Source organism: Kitasatospora sp. NPDC018058, assembly GCF_044327205.1.
Lineage (GTDB): Bacteria > Actinomycetota > Actinomycetes > Streptomycetales > Streptomycetaceae > Kitasatospora.
Window position 1 is genome coordinate 1 of sequence record NZ_JBIRFA010000018.1, and the last position, 17522, is coordinate 17522.

The 17522-nt window shown below is 72.8% G+C and carries 20 protein-coding genes and 2 pseudogenes; 11 read left to right on the top strand and 11 right to left on the bottom strand.

The window, feature by feature from the left end; genetic code table 11:
- Positions 1 to 119, bottom strand: a pseudogene (locus ACH4E7_RS24935) (IS607 family transposase); the annotation flags it as partial.
- Between the two features lie 69 nt (positions 120 to 188).
- On the opposite strand from ACH4E7_RS24935, the pseudogene ACH4E7_RS24940 reads away from it, so the two are divergent.
- Positions 189 to 518: pseudogene (locus ACH4E7_RS24940) on the top strand (GH25 family lysozyme); the annotation flags it as partial.
- Between the two features lie 119 nt (positions 519 to 637).
- On the opposite strand, the gene ACH4E7_RS24945 reads toward ACH4E7_RS24940, so the two are convergent.
- Complete coding sequence (locus tag ACH4E7_RS24945; protein ID WP_396251252.1) at positions 638 to 1009, bottom strand: hypothetical protein; 372 nt, start codon at positions 1007 to 1009, stop codon at positions 638 to 640.
- 73 nt (positions 1010 to 1082) lie between these two features.
- Positions 1083 to 1712, bottom strand: coding sequence for a maleylpyruvate isomerase N-terminal domain-containing protein (locus ACH4E7_RS24950; protein WP_396251253.1), 630 nt, complete (start codon positions 1710 to 1712; stop codon positions 1083 to 1085).
- Positions 1713 to 1913: 201 nt separating this feature from the next.
- On the opposite strand from ACH4E7_RS24950, the gene ACH4E7_RS24955 reads away from it, so the two are divergent.
- Both ACH4E7_RS24955 and ACH4E7_RS24960 read left to right on the top strand, forming a co-directional pair.
- A complete protein-coding gene (locus ACH4E7_RS24955; RefSeq protein ID WP_396251254.1) occupies positions 1914 to 2537 on the top strand; it encodes a LysE family transporter in 624 nt (207 codons plus the stop codon).
- A gap of 228 nt (positions 2538 to 2765) precedes the next feature.
- Positions 2766 to 3488, top strand: a complete 723-nt coding sequence (locus tag ACH4E7_RS24960; RefSeq protein ID WP_396251255.1) for a TetR/AcrR family transcriptional regulator — start codon at positions 2766 to 2768, stop codon at positions 3486 to 3488.
- Between the two features lie 393 nt (positions 3489 to 3881).
- Here the strand turns inward: ACH4E7_RS24960 and ACH4E7_RS24965 are convergent, their stop codons facing one another.
- From ACH4E7_RS24965 to ACH4E7_RS24980, 4 genes are all read right to left on the bottom strand, one after another.
- Positions 3882 to 5270, bottom strand: coding sequence for a hypothetical protein (locus tag ACH4E7_RS24965; RefSeq protein ID WP_396251256.1), 1389 nt, complete (start codon positions 5268 to 5270; stop codon positions 3882 to 3884).
- Between the two features lie 6 nt (positions 5271 to 5276).
- A complete protein-coding gene (locus ACH4E7_RS24970; RefSeq protein WP_396251257.1) occupies positions 5277 to 6050 on the bottom strand; it encodes a hypothetical protein in 774 nt (257 codons plus the stop codon).
- 18 nt (positions 6051 to 6068) lie between these two features.
- Positions 6069 to 6332 (bottom strand): ABC transporter permease, encoded by a 264-nt coding sequence (locus ACH4E7_RS24975; RefSeq protein ID WP_396251258.1) that lies wholly within the window; start codon positions 6330 to 6332, stop codon positions 6069 to 6071.
- A gap of 353 nt (positions 6333 to 6685) precedes the next feature.
- Positions 6686 to 7312, bottom strand: a complete 627-nt coding sequence (locus tag ACH4E7_RS24980) for a TetR/AcrR family transcriptional regulator (protein WP_396251259.1) — start codon at positions 7310 to 7312, stop codon at positions 6686 to 6688.
- A gap of 220 nt (positions 7313 to 7532) precedes the next feature.
- On the opposite strand from ACH4E7_RS24980, the gene ACH4E7_RS24985 reads away from it, so the two are divergent.
- Genes ACH4E7_RS24985 through ACH4E7_RS24995 form a run of 3 tightly spaced genes read left to right on the top strand, consistent with a single transcriptional unit; the run spans position 7533 to position 10041 of the window.
- The gene (locus ACH4E7_RS24985; RefSeq protein ID WP_396251260.1) at positions 7533 to 8291 is read left to right on the top strand and encodes an SDR family oxidoreductase; all 759 of its coding nucleotides are present in this window, start codon (positions 7533 to 7535) and stop codon (positions 8289 to 8291) included.
- Entirely contained in the window at positions 8288 to 9073 is a 786-nt protein-coding gene (locus ACH4E7_RS24990; protein WP_396251261.1) for an SDR family NAD(P)-dependent oxidoreductase, read from the top strand. Before ACH4E7_RS24985 ends, ACH4E7_RS24990 begins: the two co-directional genes overlap by 4 nt.
- Positions 9070 to 10041, top strand: a complete 972-nt coding sequence (locus ACH4E7_RS24995) for an NADPH:quinone oxidoreductase family protein (RefSeq protein WP_396251262.1) — start codon at positions 9070 to 9072, stop codon at positions 10039 to 10041. The genes ACH4E7_RS24990 and ACH4E7_RS24995 overlap by 4 nt, the downstream gene beginning before the upstream one ends.
- Positions 10042 to 10052: 11 nt before the next feature.
- On the opposite strand, the gene ACH4E7_RS25000 is transcribed toward ACH4E7_RS24995, so the two are convergent.
- A complete protein-coding gene (locus ACH4E7_RS25000; RefSeq protein ID WP_396251263.1) occupies positions 10053 to 10670 on the bottom strand; it encodes a MerR family transcriptional regulator in 618 nt (205 codons plus the stop codon).
- A gap of 152 nt (positions 10671 to 10822) precedes the next feature.
- On the opposite strand from ACH4E7_RS25000, the gene ACH4E7_RS25005 reads away from it, so the two are divergent.
- Together ACH4E7_RS25005 and ACH4E7_RS25010 are read left to right on the top strand one after the other, a co-directional pair.
- Complete coding sequence (locus tag ACH4E7_RS25005) at positions 10823 to 11227, top strand: DUF3291 domain-containing protein (RefSeq protein WP_396251264.1); 405 nt, start codon at positions 10823 to 10825, stop codon at positions 11225 to 11227.
- Between the two features lie 53 nt (positions 11228 to 11280).
- Positions 11281 to 12222 (top strand): ADP-ribosylglycohydrolase family protein, encoded by a 942-nt coding sequence (locus tag ACH4E7_RS25010; RefSeq protein WP_396251265.1) that lies wholly within the window; start codon positions 11281 to 11283, stop codon positions 12220 to 12222.
- Here ACH4E7_RS25010 and ACH4E7_RS25015 read toward each other — a convergent pair.
- Complete coding sequence (locus tag ACH4E7_RS25015) at positions 12206 to 13024, bottom strand: NAD(P)H-binding protein (RefSeq protein ID WP_396251266.1); 819 nt, start codon at positions 13022 to 13024, stop codon at positions 12206 to 12208. The two genes, ACH4E7_RS25010 and ACH4E7_RS25015, sit on opposite strands and share 17 nt — an antisense overlap.
- A gap of 81 nt (positions 13025 to 13105) precedes the next feature.
- Between ACH4E7_RS25015 and ACH4E7_RS25020 the strand changes: the two genes are divergently transcribed.
- From ACH4E7_RS25020 to ACH4E7_RS25030, 3 genes are all read left to right on the top strand, one after another.
- Positions 13106 to 13519: a winged helix-turn-helix transcriptional regulator gene (locus ACH4E7_RS25020; RefSeq protein ID WP_396251267.1), complete on the top strand. Its 414-nt coding sequence runs from the start codon at positions 13106 to 13108 to the stop codon at positions 13517 to 13519.
- 296 nt (positions 13520 to 13815) lie between these two features.
- On the top strand, positions 13816 to 14295 hold the full coding sequence (locus ACH4E7_RS25025; protein ID WP_396251268.1) for a ricin-type beta-trefoil lectin domain protein: 480 nt from the start codon (positions 13816 to 13818) through the stop codon (positions 14293 to 14295).
- Between the two features lie 216 nt (positions 14296 to 14511).
- Entirely contained in the window at positions 14512 to 15054 is a 543-nt protein-coding gene (locus tag ACH4E7_RS25030) for a hypothetical protein (RefSeq protein ID WP_396251269.1), read from the top strand.
- Positions 15055 to 15253: 199 nt separating this feature from the next.
- Here the strand turns inward: ACH4E7_RS25030 and ACH4E7_RS25035 are convergent, their stop codons facing one another.
- The gene (locus tag ACH4E7_RS25035) at positions 15254 to 16027 is read right to left on the bottom strand and encodes a polysaccharide deacetylase family protein (protein WP_396251270.1); all 774 of its coding nucleotides are present in this window, start codon (positions 16025 to 16027) and stop codon (positions 15254 to 15256) included.
- Between the two features lie 196 nt (positions 16028 to 16223).
- Positions 16224 to 17501, bottom strand: a complete 1278-nt coding sequence (locus ACH4E7_RS25040) for an alpha/beta hydrolase family protein (protein WP_396251271.1) — start codon at positions 17499 to 17501, stop codon at positions 16224 to 16226.
- Positions 17502 to 17522 lie beyond the last annotated feature (21 nt).

A 17522-nucleotide genomic window follows, 5' to 3' on the forward strand; every position in this document is an offset into this window, starting at 1 on the left:
ACCAGGATCGTGCGCGGCCCCACCCGCTCAGCCGGAACCGGCAGAGTGCCCTGACGGAACCAGCGGTAAGCGGTATGGGGACTGATCCCCTGCGCCCGCGCCCACTCCGTCAGATTCATGAACGCGATCATAATGCAACTGGATTACACTCATGCACACTTACGCACAGTCAGACGTCAACAGTTCACCACCCCTACGGCGCCACCTGCTACGGCCTCAGCCAGAGCGCCATGGTCAGCTGGATCCGGTCCTTCAGCGACACCGTCCACTACCGCACCGGCCGCTACCCCACCATCTACACCACGACCAACTGGTGGTCGAGCTGCACCGGCGACTACGGCGGCTTCGGCGCCACCAGCCCCCTGTGGATCGCCCGTTACTCCTCCACCGTCGGCACCCTGCCGAACGGCTGGAGCTACCAGACCTTCTGGCAGTACTCCGACACCGGCACGTTCCCCGGCGACCAGGACCTGTTCAACGGCGCCTCCGACCGCCTGAGCGCACTCGCACTCGGCTGAAGACTCACACTCGGCCGCCGCGTCGCTCGTACTCGGCCGGCGCCGCCCTCTCGTTCGGCCGCAAAACCGAAGCGGCTCCCCGCACCCCGGTGGGTGCGGGGAGCCGCCCGGCGCGACGCTCAGCGCGGGTCGACCAGCTCCGGGGCGAACACCGTGCCCAACGGCTCGGGGCCCACGTACTGCTGGCAGTTGCAGGGCCGCGGCTCGTAGCTCAGCGGCCGGCGGTCGGCGTCCCAGGCGGTGGGCGTCTCGACCACCTCGTGGCAGCGGCCCTGCTTGTCGTGCTTGGCCAGGTGGTGGGTGCAGCCGCAGACCGGCTCCGGCGGGCGGCTGGCCGCCTCCAGGGCGAGCTGCCGGCGCTGGGCGGCGTCGAGCAGCTCCAACTTGCGCTCGTGGCGGACCTTCAGGGACCGACGGACCTTCGCGGTGACCGACCCACTGCCGTAGAGCACGGCGGGCACCAACCACCACAGGTTCCACAACGAATCCACTGACGCCCCCCACTGCTACCGATTCCTGGCGCAGATCATACGACTGACCAGCACGAACGGCCGCCGCCGGGGGTCAGCGGATCACCGGCAGCACCGGCGCCGAACTGCGGCCCGCCGCCACCTCGATGAAGGCCACCGGATCGGCGACCTCCGCCAGCAGGTCCCGGGTGAAGTTCAGCGCCCCCGCGGCCGGCGCCGGACCGCCGACCGCCGCGATCAGGTCGAGCAGGTGGACGGTCGCCTCCATCAGCGCCACCTCGCCCAGCGCCCCCACCGTGACACTGCCGAGCAGCGGGTGCGCCACCACCGTGTCGGGTGGCAGGTCCGCGAGCCCGGCCAGGGCGGCCGGACCCTCGACGCCGAACCGAGCGATCAGCACAGCCGGTTCGGCCGCCTCGGCCGTCTGCTTGGCCGTCTCGGCGATCTGCCCGGCGGCGGTGTGGGCGATCCCGCCCGGTCGGTTGTACGCCCGCAGGATGCCGGCCCCGCTGCTCACCTCGGCCGGCCCGTCCTGCACGGCCGCGCGCAACCCGGTGAACATCTCCGGCACCGGCGCCACATGGGCGTACAGCTCCCGGACGGTCCAATCGGTCAGCCGGGTGGCCCGGCCCCAGTCCTCGGCGTCCAGGGCCGCGCCGCGCTCCCCCCAGGAAGCCCAGGATTCGGCCAACAGGTCGCGCACGGGGTCGTTCTGAATACTCATCGGCTCTCCTCGGAACGGTGACCACCGGAGCTCCCCACGCTACCCGGCAGCGCCGGAAAACCGGTTGCGGGGGTGTCGCACCGGCCCCCACCATCGGCCCATGACCGACACCCCCGCCCGCCCGCTGACCGTGACCGCCGCCCTTCCCGCCCCGACCCAGCAGCAGCCCGGCCGTCCCCGGAGGCCCGACCGCGCCCACGCGTGAGCGCCGCGCTGGTCGCGGGGCTGCTCGCCGGATACGGCGTCGCCGTACCGGTGGGGGCCGTCGGGGCCTACCTGGTATCGCTCACCGCGCGCACCTCGCTGCGCACCGGCGCCTGCGCCGCCCTCGGCGTGGCCACCGCCGACGGGCTGTACGCGCTGCTCGCGGCCGCCGGCGGCACCGGCCTGGCGCCGCTGCTCGCACCGGTGGCCCGGCCGCTGCAGCTCGCCTCGGCCCTGGTGCTGCTGGCCCTCGCCGTCCGGACCGCCGTCACCGCCCTGCGCAGCCGCCGTACGGCCGCCACCCTGGCCGCCGAGGCGCCGCCCGGGCCCCTCCGGGCCTACCTCACCCTGCTCGGGATCACCTTGCTGAACCCGCTGACCGTGCTCTACTTCGCCGCCCTGGTACTGGGCAGCGGCCAGCACGGCACCGTCTCGGGCCCCCTCGCCCGGGCCGTCTTCACCGCCGCCGCCTTCGCGGCCTCCGCCAGCTGGCAACTGCTGCTCGCCTCCGGCGGCGCACTGCTCGGCCGGGCGCTCACCGGTCCCGGCGGCCGCCTGCTCACCGCCCTCGGCTCGGCCGCGCTGGTCGGCGGGCTCGCCGTCCGGCTGCTGCTCGGCTGAACCCGTGACCGACCGGACCCGCCCCAGGGCGCCGCCGCCGACCAGCGCCACCGCCGACCACCGCCACCGCTGATTGCGCTCCGTCACCGACCACGCCCCGGTCACCGCCTGTTTGCGCCCGATTCATACCTTGTATCCTGGTTTTGTATCCGCTGCGTTGCCTGCCTATCCGCCCGACCGGCCCAGGCACGGCCGACGGGGTTGGCACCGACCCGGAGGAGCGCGGACATGGTTGAGCGGGACGGCCCCGAGAAACGGGGACGCCTGAGTCGGCCGCTGGTGCTCGACGCCGCCGTGGCGCTGGTCGACCGCGAGGGCCTGGCCGCGCTGACCATGCGCAGACTGGCGGCCGAGCTCGGGGTCGAGTCGATGGCCCTGTACCGCTACACCCCGGGCAAGGAGGGCGTGCTCGACGGCCTGATCGAGGCCTACTTCGCCGAGGTCAACGCCCGGCTGCGGACCAGCGCCCACACCGCCCCCCAGGAACCCGAGTGGCGCCTGGAACTGCACCGGATCGCCCGGGCCTTCGCCGCCGCCGCGCACGCCCACCCCGAGATCCTGCCGCTGGTGGCGACCCGCCCGCTCACCGTCCCGATGGCCCGCCGGCCCGCACCGGTGCTCGAACTCACCGAGCACATCCTCTCGGTGCTCGGGCGGGCCGGCTTCGACGACGCCACCACACTGACCGCCTACCGCACCTTCGTCGCGTGGAACCTCGGCTGCACGCTGGTGGACAAGCGTCAGGTCGTCGACAACCCGGACGAGCCGGACCCCATGCTGCGGCTGGGCCTGCACCGGCTGCCCGCCGCGGAGTACCCCCGGCTGCGCGCCCTAGTGCCCCGCTTCGCCGACTTCGACGACGAGCGCGAGATGCTCGCCGGCCTCGACAGCCTGCTGAACGGGATACCCGCTCCACCTCTTGACGCGTTCTACGGCGGCGGCACATCCTGAGGTATACGAGGTACGCGTCGGACATATCCGCTCAGACGAACGGCGCCGCCCGGGCCGATGTCGGCACCCGTGACCGCTTCGCCGCCGCGGTCCCGCGCGGCGCGGTCGCCAGTCGGCGGCCCGTGCCGGGGGTTCCGTCATGTCGTCCGTCGACACGGCCCGGCCTGATGGTCCGGGCTTGCGGGCGGCGTGCGGCCGACTGCCGCATGGCCTCCCGCGTCCGAGAGTTGCCGTCAGGTCGACTCCGGGACGTATGACCGACGCCCCGCCGTCCACGCGGCCTCGCCCCTACGGGCGATCCGTCGTCCACCGCCCGAACCACCCACAAGCCACAGTGCCCGACAGCAGGGCGCCCGCCACGAACGGTCGTGGCGGGCGCCCGGACTGCTGCGCTCAGGCGGCCCAGTGGAAGAAGAACGGGTCGAGGGACACCTGCACCTGGGTGACACCGTCCAGAGCGAACAGTTGGTGGGTCGTGAAGTTGGCGTTGCGCTGGTACGTCACGCCGACCGGGAAGTTGGCCCGGTCCGGCGTGTTGTTGCCCACGAAGACGCCGTAGAAGTCCTTTCCGACCGTGAGCATCCGGATGTAGTCGCCCAGGTACGGCAAGTGGTGCGGCCCGGCCGACGGCACGTCGCCGGGGGCCTGATGCAGGATGTTGGTCACCACGGTCGTGAAGCCGTCCGAGGTCAGCTCCAGCGCCGTCGTCCACTGGTTGTCGGCGAGTTGCTGGTAGACCAACCCGACCAGCCCGTCGGAGTTGACCGCCAGCGAAGGGTTCTTGCCGTCGATGAGGTCCGCGCGGGCGGGGGACCAGCTCTGCCCCCGGTCGGTCGAGTGCTGGACGTGCAGGACGTAGTCGGTCGGGAGGGTTCCACCGACGGCGTCGCACCAGGCGATCCACACGCTGTTGGAGTCCTCGGGGTCGACCGCGATCGACAGGTCCGCACCGGTGCGCTCCTGGCCCAGCGTCTTCGCATGCGAGTCGAACCGCACGGTCCGCCCACTGACCACCCGCTGGCCGATGGCGCCGTCGGTCGAGTCCCGGAGGTCCTCGAACGGGTTCTGGCCGAGGCCACCCTTGTCGTCGCGGGTCACCACGACGTCGAAGGTGACGAGCGAACCCTGTGTCCGGGTCCAGCTCTCGAACGCGGTGTAGACCGTCCCGTCGGGGTGCGCGGCAAGCCGGACCGGCGGCCCGTCGTTCGACGCCGTGCCGGGGCGCCGGTCGACATGGGCGTCGGTGAAACCGCCCGAGCCCGTACGGGCGTTGGCCGAGACCGTGACTATGGCGGTCCGGGGCCGGTTTCCGATGACGTTGTTGCCGACGTACACGACGTCCTGGCCGGCGCCGCCCGCGACGGCGGGGCCCGTGACCACCCAGGGCTGGTCCGGTTGGTCCTGCGCGGGCACGTCCGCCAGCACCTCCATCGGCGTGACCGAGGTGATGTCCGGCGCGCGCAGGATCTGCAGATCATCGGTGTCGCCGTTGAGGATGCCCGTGTAGAGCGTGCCGCCCCGCGCGGCGAAGCCGACGCTGATGTCCCCGGTGCCGGTGTCGCCGGCGTTGCCCGGGACCACGTTGTTCAGCACCCAGGTGTCCCCGCCGTCGGTCGAGACGTAGACCGGGGCGAACGGCTCGTTCAGCGGGCCGGGGGTGAAGGCGGTCGCGACCATCTGCAGCGGATTCTCCGGATTGACCGCGAGGTTGGGCTCACCGTCCAGGTTCGCGTCGCCGCTCTTCGCCTTGGGGGTGATGTCGACGACCTTGATGGTGGCCATGTCGGCTCACCTCCGTTCCCGCAGCGCAGCGAGCTTCTGCACCGGCTGGTAGTCGTCGGGATGGAGCAGTCGGTACGGGGCCTGCGCGGCCAGGCCGTCCAGCGTGGCGTGCAGCAGCCACAGACCCACCTGCCCGGCCGTCGGCTTGGGGACGTGACGCCAGCGGACGTCCCCGCTGCCCGGGTAGATGAAGTCGGTCCGCCCGGCGTCGACTCGACCGGCCTCGACGTGCGAGACGTCCAACGTGGCACGCCACCAGTACGGGGCGTGCTCGGAGTACGCCGGCAGGCCGAGGTCCTCCAGGCCGACCACGGTGCCGACCACCACCGCGTCCGCCTCCTCCGCGTGTGCGGCGATCTCCTGGTTCCGGATCTTGCGCTGCACCGAGGAGAAGGGCATGTCGTCGGCGGTGGTCGCCGCGAGCGAGACGTGCGTTTGGACGGCCTCGGCGGGCAGTCGGCCCACCTCCGTCAATCCGAGGCTCTCACCGTAGACGAGGCCCCGGGTGAAGAGGGCAGCCGTGTCGCCGACCTTCAACAGGTCGGCTTCGGGTGCCAGTTGGACGGTGACCTCACTGCCCGCGAGATGCCGGAAGGCGTCCGGCGCGTGCAGCACGCGGTCCACCCGGACCACGGTCGTCCGCTCGTTGCGGGCGTCGGCGGGGAAGGCGGCGAGCGAGGTGCCGCCGATCCGGGTGACCGTGCCCAGGAAGCTCAACGGCGCCTGCCGGACGAGTTCGGTGAGCTGGTCGGATGCGGCGGCGGGAGTCGTGTCTGTCATGACGATCCTCCGATCCCGTCACCGCGCGGCACGGGCCGAGGACGGGTGCGTCCGGCGCCACTCGATCCGCGCGCCGAGCGCGCAGACCGCGGTGACGACGGCCGTCGCCGCGACGACCAGCCACTCGGCGGCTCCGTTGCCGGCATCGGGGTCGAGGCCGAACACGGTCTCGATCCACGCCGGCCACACCACGGTGATCAGGAACAACAGCCCGGACAGGGCTCCGAGGACGGTCTCCAGCCAGAAGCGGGGCGAGACCGGACTCGATTGCGGGAAGGGCATCACTGCGCCTCCCTCCTCCAACCGCCCGGGTCGCGCCGCGACGCGCGGCACGCGCCGTCCCCGTGCCGACGCGCGGTGGCGGCGGCACGACCCGGCCGGTCCGGCCCGGGTCGAGGGTGTGCTCCCGTCGGCGCCGCCGGTCGGTGGCGTGGTCGCCGCGGGAGGGGTTCTCCGCTTCGATCCGCGGTGTCGGGACCGCGGTGGGAGTGCGCCGAGCGGGACCGCGGTGTCGACCGCGGGCCGCGGGTCGGCACTGTACGCCTACGAGGCACACGTACTTCGTACACGAGTCTCCTCGCACCCTCCGGGGCAGGTCAAGGGCGGGGTGGGCCCGAGCCCGGAGCGGGCCCGGGTCAGACCCGGGCGCCGAGCATCCGCAGTACCAACTCGCCGTAGCGGCGGCCGAGTTCCTCCGGGCTCTCGGAGGAGCGTTCGGTGTACCAGCGGGAGACGTCGATGCCCAGCGAGGTGACGGCGCGGGCCGCGGTGCGCACCTCCGAGACCTGGAACTCGCCCGCCGTCACGCCCTCCTCGATCAGCGCGCTGACCTCGCGCTCGATGTCCAGGCGCAGCGCCGCGACGACCGCGTAGGCGTCCTCGGGAAGCGCGTGCAGCTCGTAGTTGACCACCCGGCCGACGGTCCGGGCCCGGGCGTGCCAGACGGTGAACTGGTCGACCAGGCGCCGCATCCGCTCGGCCGGGCCGCCGTCCCCGGCCGCCGCCGCCCGGACCAGGGCGAGGGTGGCGGCGTGCCCGGCCTGGCTGATCTCGGCGAGCAGAGCGGCCTTGGACTGGTAGTGGATGTACAGCGCGGCCGGGCTCATCCCGGCGGCGGTGGCGATGTCCCGGGTGGTGGTGGCGTGGAAGCCGCGCTCCGCGAACGACTCGACGGCCGCCTGGAGCAGCCGGTACGCCGCCTCGGGGCGGGTGTCGGCGCCGGGCAGGGTCGGCCAGAGGTCGGCGATGGGCGTGCTGGTCATGGCGTCATCCTCCCAGAGAACTCGCACAGGCATTCCCGCCGACCGTTCGGCGGGCCGTCGGCGGTGGACCGTCGGGCCGGTGGACCGTCGGGCTGCCGCGTCCGCCGACTGTTGACAGGCTCCCGCACCGACAGCATGCTGAGCAAGCGCTTAGTCAGCGACCGTCCCCAGGATCCGGGATTCAGGATTCAGGATCCTCGCGCGAAAGGCAGGACCCTCCGTGGTGCACTCCTTCAAGGGCCAGGTGGCCGTCGTCACCGGATCGAGCCGGGGCATCGGCCTCGGCATCGCCCGCGAGCTGGTCGATCGCGGCGCCAAGGTCTGCCTCACCGCCCGCAACCCGGAGCCGCTCGCCGAGGCCGTCCGCGATCTGGGCGGCCCGGAGAACGCGATAGCCGTCGCGGGCAAGGCCGACGACCCGGCCCACCAGGAGGAGGCGATCGCCCGCACCCTGGAGGCGTTCGGCCGGCTCGACCATCTGGTCAACAACACCGGCATCAACCCGATCTACGGGCCGACGCTGGAGACCGAGGACGCGGCCGCCGCCAAGATCATGGCCGTCAATGTGCTCGGTCCGCTGGCCTGGACCCGCCGGGCGCACGCCGCATGGATGGGCGAGCACGGCGGCGCGGTCGTGAACGTCGCCTCGATCGCCGGCATCCGCTCCTCCGCCGGGATCGGCATGTACGGCGTCAGCAAGGCCGCGCTGATCCGGCTGACCGTCGAGCTCGGCGCCGAGCTGGGCCCGCAGGGCGTCCGGGTCAACGCCGTCGCCCCCGCCGTGGTCAAGACCAAGTTCGCCGAGGCCCTGTACGAGGGCCGGGAGGACGAGGTCTCCAAGGCCTACCCGCTGGGCCGGCTCGGCGTCCCCGAGGACATCGCGGGCGCGGTCGCCTTCCTGCTCTCGTCCGACGCCGGCTGGATCACCGGCCAGACCCTCGTGGTGGACGGCGGCGTCACCCTCGGCGGTGGCCTGTGACGAATCCGCTCGAAGGCCAGGGCGTGGTGGTGACCGGCGCCGGCCGGGGCATCGGCGCCGCCCTGGCCAGGGCCTTCGCCGAGGCCGGTGCCCGGGTGGTGGTCAACGACCTGGACGCCGAGGCCGCCCGCAAGGTCGCCGAGGAGTGCGGCGGCACCGCCCTGCCCGGGGACGCCGCCTCCGCCACCGGCCTGGCCACCCTGGTCGGCCGGGCCCGCGTCGAACTCGGCGAGATCGACGTGTGGTGCGCCAACGCGGGCGTCGCCCCGGTCGGCGGCGCCGACGCCTCCGCCGCGTCCTGGGCGAGCGCCTGGGAGGTCAACGTGATGGCGCACGTCCGGGCCGCCGAACTGCTGCTCCCCCGCTGGCTGGAGCGCGGCAACGGCCGCTTCGTGGCCACCGTCTCCGCGGCCGGGCTGCTCACCATGCTCGGCTCGGCCCCGTACGCGGTCAGCAAGCACGGCGCGCTCGCCTTCGCCGAGTGGCTCTCCGCCACCTACCGCCACCGGGGCGTCAAGGTGCACGCACTCTGTCCGCAGGGCGTGCGCACCGACATGCTGACCTCGACCGGCCCGGTCGGCGAGGCACTGCTCGCGCCGACCGCGCTGGACCCGGAGGACGTCGCCGAGGAGGTGATGGACGCGCTGCGCCACGAACGCTTCCTGATCCTGCCGCACCCCGAGGTCGCCGAGTACTACCGCGTCCGGGCCACCGAGCCGGAGCGCTGGATCGCCGGGATGAACCGGCTCCAGCAGGGGCTGGAGAGGAGCGAGGCGCTGTGAGGGCCTGGCAGGTGGGTGAGCTCGGCGAGCCGGCCGCGGTGATGCGCCTCGCCGGGGACGTGCCGCGGCCGGTGCCAGGGCCGGGCCGGCTGCTGGTCCGGGTCAGGGCGGCGGCGGTGAACTTCCCGGACGCGCTGATGGTGCGCGGGCACTACCAGGTCCGCCCGCCGCTGCCGTTCACGCCCGGCGTGGAGCTGTGCGGCGAGGTCGCGGACGGCTCCCGGCGGGGCGAGCGGGTGATCGGCAATCCGGTGCTGCCGCACGGCGCCTTCGCCGAGTACGCGCTGCTGGACGCCGAGGCCGCGTTCCCGGCGCCCGCGGCGCTGGACGACGCCGAGGCGGCCGCACTGCACATCGGCTACCAGACCGCCTGGTTCGCGCTGCACCGCCGGGCGCGGCTGCGGGCCGGGGAGACCCTGCTGGTGCACGCGGCGGCCGGCGGGGTCGGCAGCGCGGCGGTCCAGCTCGGCCGGGCCGCCGGCGCCCGGGTGATCGCCGTGGTCGGCGGCGCGGCGAAGGCGGACACGGCACGCTCGCTGGGCGCCGACCTGGTGGTGGACCGGACGGCCGAGGACTTCGTCGCCGCCGTCAAGCAGGCCACCGGCGGGCGCGGCGCGGACGTGGTCTTCGACCCGGTCGGCGGCGACGCCTACACCGGCTCCGCCAAGTGTGTCGCCTTCGAGGGCCGGATCGTGGTGGTCGGCTTCGCCGCCGGAAAGATCCCGGCGCCGGCGCTCAACCACGCCCTGGTGAAGAACTACTCGATCCTGGGCCTGCACTGGGGCCTCTACAACACCCACGACCCGCGCGCCGTCCGCTCCGCGCACGACGAGCTGACCAAGCTCGCCGAGCAGGGCGTGGTCCGGCCGCTGGTCAGCGCCCGGGTGCCGCTGGCGGGCGCCGCGGAGGCCGTCCAGCGGGTCGCCGACGGGCTGAGCACCGGCCGGATCGCCGTCCTCGGCGAGTAGGCCCGTCGGGTTCAGGCGTTGCGGCGGGCGGACTCGTTCTCCTGGGCCAGCCGCCGCAACGCCAGCAGGGCCGGTTCCATCAGGACGGTCCGCAACAGGGCGTGCTCCGCCTGCTCCAGCGGGTCGGCGCGGGGGTCGAGCTGGTCGAGGTCGAGAACCGCGGTCCGCTCGGCCAGCTCGGCGTACCCCCGCAGGGTGCCCCGGGAGACCTCCGCTCCGAGCGAGCGCAGGGTCTCCAGGGTCTCGCCGAGCACGGCCCGGGCGGGCGCGCGCTCGGAGACCTCCCAGCCGAGTTCGCCGATCAGGGCGTCCACCTCGGCGGCCCCGGGCGCGGGGGCCGGTTCCGCCTCCTCGTCCACGGGGCGCGCGCCGAGCACCAGGCCGAGCACCTGGTGCCGCTCCCCCGCGTGGGCGGCCACCGCGCCGAGCACCTCGCGGGTGGCGCTCACGCTCAGCCCGCGCACCCCGATCAGCGCACGCACCAGGCGCAGCCGGCGCAGGTGGCTCTCGTCGTACTCGGCCTGGGTGGCCGCGGTGGCACGGCCGGGCGACAGCAGCCCCTCCCGCAGGTAGTACTTGATGGTCGCGGTCGGGACCCCACTGCGGCGGCTCAGTTCGGAGATGCGCACTCCCACCCTCTCTTTCGTCCGGGGCTTTCGTCCGGCGCCTTTGTCCGGCGCCTTTGTCCGGCGCTTTCGTCTGGCTTTTGGATACCAGCACTGTCTAACATAGATAGTGCCGCTACCCAATATGGCGCCGCCGGCCGACGAGGAGCTCAGCCATGCCCACGCTGCCCTGGATCACCCCGAACCCCGCCACCCCCGGCACCGACGCGGTCGTCATGGCCTCCCGCTTCGAGGTCCGGTCGCTGACCGACGTCCCGCGCTTCTTCCTCAAGTCGCTCGCCATCTGGCGCCAACTGCGCACCGCGCCCGGCGCCCTGGGCGCCTCGCTGATCGCCCGGCCGCTCAAGCGGACCTTCTACACCCTGTCCGCCTGGGAGAGCCGCGAGGCGCTGAACGCCTTCGCGGCCGCCGAACCCCACCGCAGCGTCGTGAAAGGTCTGCGGGCCACCATGCCGGACTCCACCTTCACCTTCTGGGAGGTCCCGACCGAACAGCTCCCCCTCCCCTGGCCGGACGCCCACGCCCGGATCGAGGCCCAGCGCACCGCCCAGCCGTCCTGACACCGCCGGAAATCCCGCTGCGCGAGGGCGTCGGCTCCTGCCAGGATGCCGGGATGACATCGTTCTCCGCCGCTCGCGACTCATTGGAGGGCCTGGCCCTCGGGGACGGATTCGGGGAGCGCTGGTTTCCCCTCTTCCGGACGCCCCGGGAGGCGTTCGACCAGATCCGGGCCCGGCGCACGCCCCAGGAAGGGCCCTGGCACTGGACCGACGACACCGCGATGGCGCTGTCGGTGTACGGGGTCCTCACCGCCTTCGACGCGGTGCACCAGGAGAGCCTCGCCAAGGCCTTCGGGGCCTCCTACCTGGCCGACCAGGGCCGCGGCTACGGGTACGGCATGCACCTGCTGCTGCCCAAGCTGGCCGAACAGCCCGGGAATTGGCGCACCGCGGCGCGCGACCTGTTCGACGGTCAGGGCAGCCTCGGCAACGGTGCGGCCATGCGGGTGGCACCGCTGGGTGCCTGGTTCTGCGCGGACCTCGACGAGGCGGCGGAGCAGGCGGCGCTGTCCGCCGAGGTCACCCACGCACACCCTCAGGGCGTGGCCGGGGCGGTCGCCGTCGCCCTGGCGGCGGCCCTCGCCGCCCGTGGCCGCACCGGCCCCGCACCCGCCGGCACCGAGCTGCTGGCAGCGGTGGCCGACCGCACTCCCGCCGGCGCCGTCCGCGACGGGCTGCACCGCGCCGCCGAGCTGCCCGCGGACACCGAACCCTGGCGGGCCGCCGACCTCCTCGGCAACGGACAGCGGATCATGGCCGGCGACACCGTCCCCTTCGCCCTGTGGTCCGCCGCGCACCACCTGGACAGCCTGACCGACGCGCTGTGGACCACCGCCGAGGGCCTCGGCGACGTGGACACCACCTGCGCCATCACCGGCGGCGTGGTGGCGGCCCGCACCGGACTGGCGCGGGTGCCCCAGGTCTGGCTGGCCTGTCGCGAACCGCTGCCCGACTGGGTCGCGAAAGCCGCCGCCGAGGTCAGCGCCCCGCGATGACCTCCAGGGCCGGGCGGGGCGGGCGGCCGAGCAGCGCCGCCAGGTCGCCCGGCCCGCCCGGCCCGGCCAGGAAGCCGTGTGCGATCGCCGAGTAGGTGCCCACCACCATCGGCACCTGGAGGTCCGGCGCGTCCGAGGCCGCCACCGCCGCCCGGGCCTCGCCCAGCCGACCCGGGCGGTACTCGGCGCCGAGCACCTCGGCCACCTCCGCGCCGCCCAACGCCCGCTCCCCCACCAGCTCGTACATCCGGCCCACGTGCGCGGCCGGCGCCAGGGCGACGTTCACCGCCACCTCGGCGAGGTCCGCCCGGGCCACCGCCGCCAGCCGCCCGTCGCCGAGCGGCGCGGTGATCACCCCGTCCGGGCCGGGCGTGGCGATCGCGGCCAGGAGCTCCGCGTAGAGGCCGTTGCGCAGCACCGTCCAGCGCAGCGAGGCGGATTCGCGCAGTCGGCGCTCGGTCCAGCGGTGCGCGAGGGCGTACGGCAGGTGGTCCCCGTCGCCGCAGAGGCTGGTGTAGACGACGTGCTCGACGCCCGCCTTCTCCGCCGCCTCGATCGCCGCACCGTGCCGGGCGACCACCACGTCGTCCTCGGCGGCACCGGCCGAGATCAGCAGCAGGGTCGTCACCCCGACGAAGGCCTCCGCCAGGGTCTCCGGCCGGTCGAAGTCCACCAGGCGGCAAGGGATTTCGGCTGGCACCTGCTCGGGCGTCCGGCTCCCGGCGACGACGCCCCCGCGCCCGGCGAGGCGCTCCAGCACGAGGGCGCCGAGCCCTCCGTTGACACCGGTGATGAGCAGCATGGTTCCCCTCCAGGGATGATAGGCCGTTGGCTACGCGACCATCCTCGATAGCCTGGGCGCCGGGCGTAAGGAGGCACTTCCATGTCAGTAGGGCACACCGCGGTAACCACCCCCCGTCCCGTCGTCTGGTGCGAGGACGGCGTGGACTGCGGGATCCGCGACCTGCTGAACCGGCTCGGCGACAAGTGGTCGGTGCTGGCCGTGGTCGAACTCGCCCAGGGCGTACGACGGTTCCGCGAGCTGCAACGGGCACTGCCGGGGATCTCCCAGCGGATGCTGACCCTGACGGTGCGCCGGCTGGAACGTGACGGCCTGGTGTCGCGGACCGTCCACCCGACCGTCCCCCCGCAGGTCGAGTACGAGCTGACGCCGCTCGGGCACAGCCTGACCCACCTGGTGCGGGCGATGGCGGACTGGTCCTACGACCACCACGACGCGATCGTCGACTCGCGCCGAGCCTGGGACGAGGCCAACCCGGGCTCTGAGCTTCGCTAGCTCCGTGACCGGCGAGGCCTCGCATGGTCAAGCCGATGGCCGAGATGCGTGGGCGGCGCTCTGGCGACCGGAGCGGTAGCGGCCCGGGGCCGTTCCGACGATGGCGGTGACCTGGGGCACTCCACTTGATAAACGCCAGATCGCCCATGATGGCCCGTTCGGATGAATGCACCGCACGGCGCCATTAGTTCGCCGACGAGCAATGCTCCAATTGCCATGCACTCAGGCCTGAGCTGTGACACCACACCATGGTCGTGCGCCAACCGCACGGCCCGCAGCTAGAACGGAACTGCCTCATGGCAATCGCCATCCGCAAGACGCTCGCCCTCGCCACGTTGGCGCTGACGGCCTCCTTCCTGCCCGCCGGCCAGGCGGGGGCAGCCGACACCGCCCACCCGGCCACGCGCACCCCGGGCCTCTACTGCCTCGCCAACACCTGGCAGACTCCGGGCGTCTCCACGAAGCTGTGCAACTCCGGCGACCACGGCCAGCACTGGACCGTCTCGGGCGAGCAGATCTCCCTCAGCAACGCGCGGGGCTACTGCCTCGCCAACAGCTGGGGCACCCAGAGCGTCTCGGTGAAGCCGTGCAACCCCAATGACCAGGGGCAGTACTGGACCATCGAGGGCGAGCAGATCTCCCTCACCTTCGCCCCGTCCTACTGCCTCGCCAACGCCTGGCAGACCCCGAACGTCGGCACGAAGCCGTGCAACGTCACCGACCCCGGGCAGCACTGGGTGGTCTTCAACGACCAGATCAGCCTGGCGCTCGCCTGATACCCCTCCGCCGCGCCCTGCGCGGGAAGTCGGCCGGCCGACTTCCCGCGCAGGGCCGCGCCATGGCACCGTGGGCCTCGCCGGGGACTTCCACGCGCCACCATCGCATGACTCATCGCATGACTGTCCATCAGATTCGCCGGACGCCATCCGATCGGACCGACTACCCTGCGAACATGTCGCGCTACGTATCGTATCCGCTCGAGAAGGAGTCCCATGTCATCGCCCTGTGACCCTCAGTACGCCCCCGCCGGCGATGTGAGCGCAGCGCTCATGATGATCGACTCCCGGCTCAAGGCCGTCAACGACCGCAGAAGCAAAACGGACCCGGAACAGCGGCGGATGGTCGACCAGTTCGCCGCGTCCATGGGTGCTGCCGGGCTCAGCGAGCTCCTGGACGGTACGTGCACGCTCATCTACATGCACATGAGCTGGCTGCGGTCGGCGTTCGAGCAGCACGACGAGGACGTCGTCGAGTACGTGGTGCCCACCCTGGTGGCCACGATGCGCATGATGCCCAAGACCTACCGCCCCGAGGTCATCCCCACCATGGCCGGCCTGCTCATCGCCGCGGGTATCGGTCTGAGCCCGAACCTGTGGCGCGCGCAGTACGGCCCGTGGACCGCCGCCGAGATGAATCCCCTGGAGGCCACGGCCGCCCTGCTCGCGGAACACGTCAACCGGGTGTCCGGCAGCAACGACCCCAGCTTCGCCACGCGCTTGATCGCGGATGCCTTGTCCGAGGCGGACCAAGGCTGATCCGGTATTTCACGTTCACCTTCATCGCGTTTCGACCGGGCCGGCTGCGCCTCCCTCCCCAGGGGCACGACCGGCCCGGTCGATGGTCTTCAGCGCCGGCCACCCGGCTGCTCGCCTTCGCCGGACCGTTGCGACGATTCGACCTGTCCGGCTCGCATCGTTCCCGGTAGCCATCGGCCGATCGCCGTCGGACGGCGTGTCACGGGGTGGTCTGGACCGGGAAGCCGGTGGGGCGGTTCTGCTCCTTCAGCCAGCCGAGCACCTGGCCGAGGGCCTCGACGGTCTGCTGACGGTCGCCGCCGCCGTCGTGGAACAGGATGGTCGGGCCGAGGCCGATCTCCTTCTTGACCGTGTCGACGATGGCAGCCGTCCCGGGTTTGGTGAAGTCCTTCGAGTCGACGTTCCAACCGAGCGGACGCATGCCGTTCGCGGCGGCGATGCGTCGACTGTCGGGGGTGAACGAGCCGCCGGGAGCCCGGTAGTACAGCACTTTGGCGCCGCCGCCCGCGGCCTCCTCGATCATCTTCTTCGCGTCCAGGATCTCCTTCTCCTGGTAGGCGACGGGCTTCTTGTCCATGGACGTGTCGTGGTCCACGGTGTGATCGCAGAGCCGGTGGCCGGCCGCGATGACCTGCTTGACCAGGTCGGGGTGGGCCTTGGCCTGCGGTCCGATCATGCAGAACGTCGCCTTCACGCCGTACTCCTTGAGCACATCGAGGACCTTCGGGGTCCAGACGGGGTCAGGGCCGTCGTCGATGGTGATGTTGACGGCGTTGCCTCCGGCCTCGGAGGCGTGGGCTATGCCGTCCGGTATGTGCCCCTGCTGCGTGCCGCCACCGTTGCCCTGGGCGCCGTCCGCGGTCGCGTCCCCCTCATGTGCGACGTTCTGATGGTGGGCGGAAATCGACCCGGCGACCGTCGGAACCGCCCAGGCGGTCGCCGCCACGGCGACGACCGCTGCGGCGACGGCCACCCGCGAACGGTTGCCCCTTCCCATACGCGCCTTGAAGTCCATCAACGACCACTCCCCCCGATGACAACTGCATGTCCTCCGAGGTCCATGACGTGAACCGAATCGAAAGGGTTCCGTCAGTTCAACGCGCGTAGCGGATCGGTGGCCACCCGCTGTTGTGATCTCGGGCCAGAAGTCGCGTCCCAGCAGAAGCCCACTAGCGCTCGTACACCATCTCCGGGAAGCGCGCCGAGGGGCCGTCCAGCAGGTGGTCGTCGTGGCCGCGCAGCCAGCGGTCGAAGAAGGAGGCGACGTAGCTGCGGGTGGCCAGCTCGGCGCGGTCGGGTCGGACGTCGCCGACGTCCTCGGCCAGCTTCTCCGGGCTGACGGCGCCCTGCCGGGCGAGCTGCGGGAGCAGGGACTGCGCGTCGGTGTACGACCCGTGCCGGGAGCCGTCCATGGTCAGGTCGGCGTGCCAGCCGGTGCTGTGCTGCCACAGGGCGTCCCAGCCGGGCTGCTGGTGGTAGCTGCCGGAGTCGTCGCTCCGGGTGCCCATCAGCAGGAAGGGCCGGTCCAGACCGTCCTTCGCGACGCTGGGCAGGAAGACACCGTTCCTGCCGTCCGGCCCGGGGAAGTGCAGCTGCCCGTCCAGGTTGATCCCGGCCGCGATCCGCGGGTCGTCGTGCATGGTCTGCAGGGCGGTGAAGCCGCCCGCCGAGTGGCCGACCATGCCGATCCGGTCGAGGTCGAGCGAGTCGGCGAGCCCGGCCGGCAGGCTCCGGTCGCGGCGCAGCCCGGCGAGCCGGTCCAGCACGAAGCGGGTGTCGTCGACGCGGGTCTGCAGCGAGGTGCGCAGCACCGCCCCGATGTCGAGGTCGGGCTTGCCCATCAGCTCGGGGAAGACGGAGGTGGCCAGGTCGCCGCCCGGGAACTGGACCTCGGAGGCCTCCCAGGTGTGGTCGACGGTGACGACCACATAGCCGCGCGAGGCGAGGTCCTCGACCAGGGCCGTGCCCCAGGTGCGCGGGTCGCCGAGGCCGGGCGAGTACAGCACGACGGGGCGCTTGCCGCCGGGGAGGGCGGGCGCGTCGGCGCGGGCGTGGGTGCGGACGTCCGCCCAGTCGGTGCGGCCGGCTTCGAAGCCGTAGTTCGCCCGGCCGACGCTCTCGGCGCTGCCGAAGTGCGCGGCCGCGGCGGGCTCCATGTAGCGGGCGCGGTCGCCGCCGGTGGCCGGGCGGGCGGTCGGGTACCAGAAGCTGATCATCAGTTCGCGGGGCTTCCCCGGCTTCAGCGGGTACTCCCGGTCCTGGTCGGTCAGGTGCAACGAGGTGGTGCCGATCGGGTACGGCCCGGTCGGCCGCGGCAGCCACGCCGTGGCCTGCCGCTGGCCGCCGGTGGCCTCGGGTGCCGCCACCGCCCCGGGCGCGCCCGCCACGCCCAGGGCCGCCGTCGCCGCCAGCAGTACCGCCGCCACGGCCCGTCCACGCCTGCCCATTGCCGCCTCCTCGTTCTGATC

Coding starts and splice junctions, on each gene's coding strand:
- ACH4E7_RS25020 (WP_396251267.1), top strand. CDS start 13,106: ATGTCAGTAGGGCACACCGCGGTAACCACCCCCCGTCCCGTCGTCTGG.
- ACH4E7_RS24960 (WP_396251255.1), top strand. CDS start 2,766: ATGGTTGAGCGGGACGGCCCCGAGAAACGGGGACGCCTGAGTCGGCCG.
- ACH4E7_RS25040 (WP_396251271.1), bottom strand. CDS start 17,501: ATGGGCAGGCGTGGACGGGCCGTGGCGGCGGTACTGCTGGCGGCGACG.
- ACH4E7_RS25025 (WP_396251268.1), top strand. CDS start 13,816: ATGGCAATCGCCATCCGCAAGACGCTCGCCCTCGCCACGTTGGCGCTG.
- ACH4E7_RS24950 (WP_396251253.1), bottom strand. CDS start 1,712: ATGAGTATTCAGAACGACCCCGTGCGCGACCTGTTGGCCGAATCCTGG.
- ACH4E7_RS24980 (WP_396251259.1), bottom strand. CDS start 7,312: ATGACCAGCACGCCCATCGCCGACCTCTGGCCGACCCTGCCCGGCGCC.
- ACH4E7_RS25030 (WP_396251269.1), top strand. CDS start 14,512: ATGTCATCGCCCTGTGACCCTCAGTACGCCCCCGCCGGCGATGTGAGC.
- ACH4E7_RS24965 (WP_396251256.1), bottom strand. CDS start 5,270: ATGGCCACCATCAAGGTCGTCGACATCACCCCCAAGGCGAAGAGCGGC.
- ACH4E7_RS25005 (WP_396251264.1), top strand. CDS start 10,823: ATGCCCACGCTGCCCTGGATCACCCCGAACCCCGCCACCCCCGGCACC.
- ACH4E7_RS24975 (WP_396251258.1), bottom strand. CDS start 6,332: ATGCCCTTCCCGCAATCGAGTCCGGTCTCGCCCCGCTTCTGGCTGGAG.
- ACH4E7_RS24970 (WP_396251257.1), bottom strand. CDS start 6,050: ATGACAGACACGACTCCCGCCGCCGCATCCGACCAGCTCACCGAACTC.
- ACH4E7_RS25015 (WP_396251266.1), bottom strand. CDS start 13,024: ATGCTGCTCATCACCGGTGTCAACGGAGGGCTCGGCGCCCTCGTGCTG.
- ACH4E7_RS25010 (WP_396251265.1), top strand. CDS start 11,281: ATGACATCGTTCTCCGCCGCTCGCGACTCATTGGAGGGCCTGGCCCTC.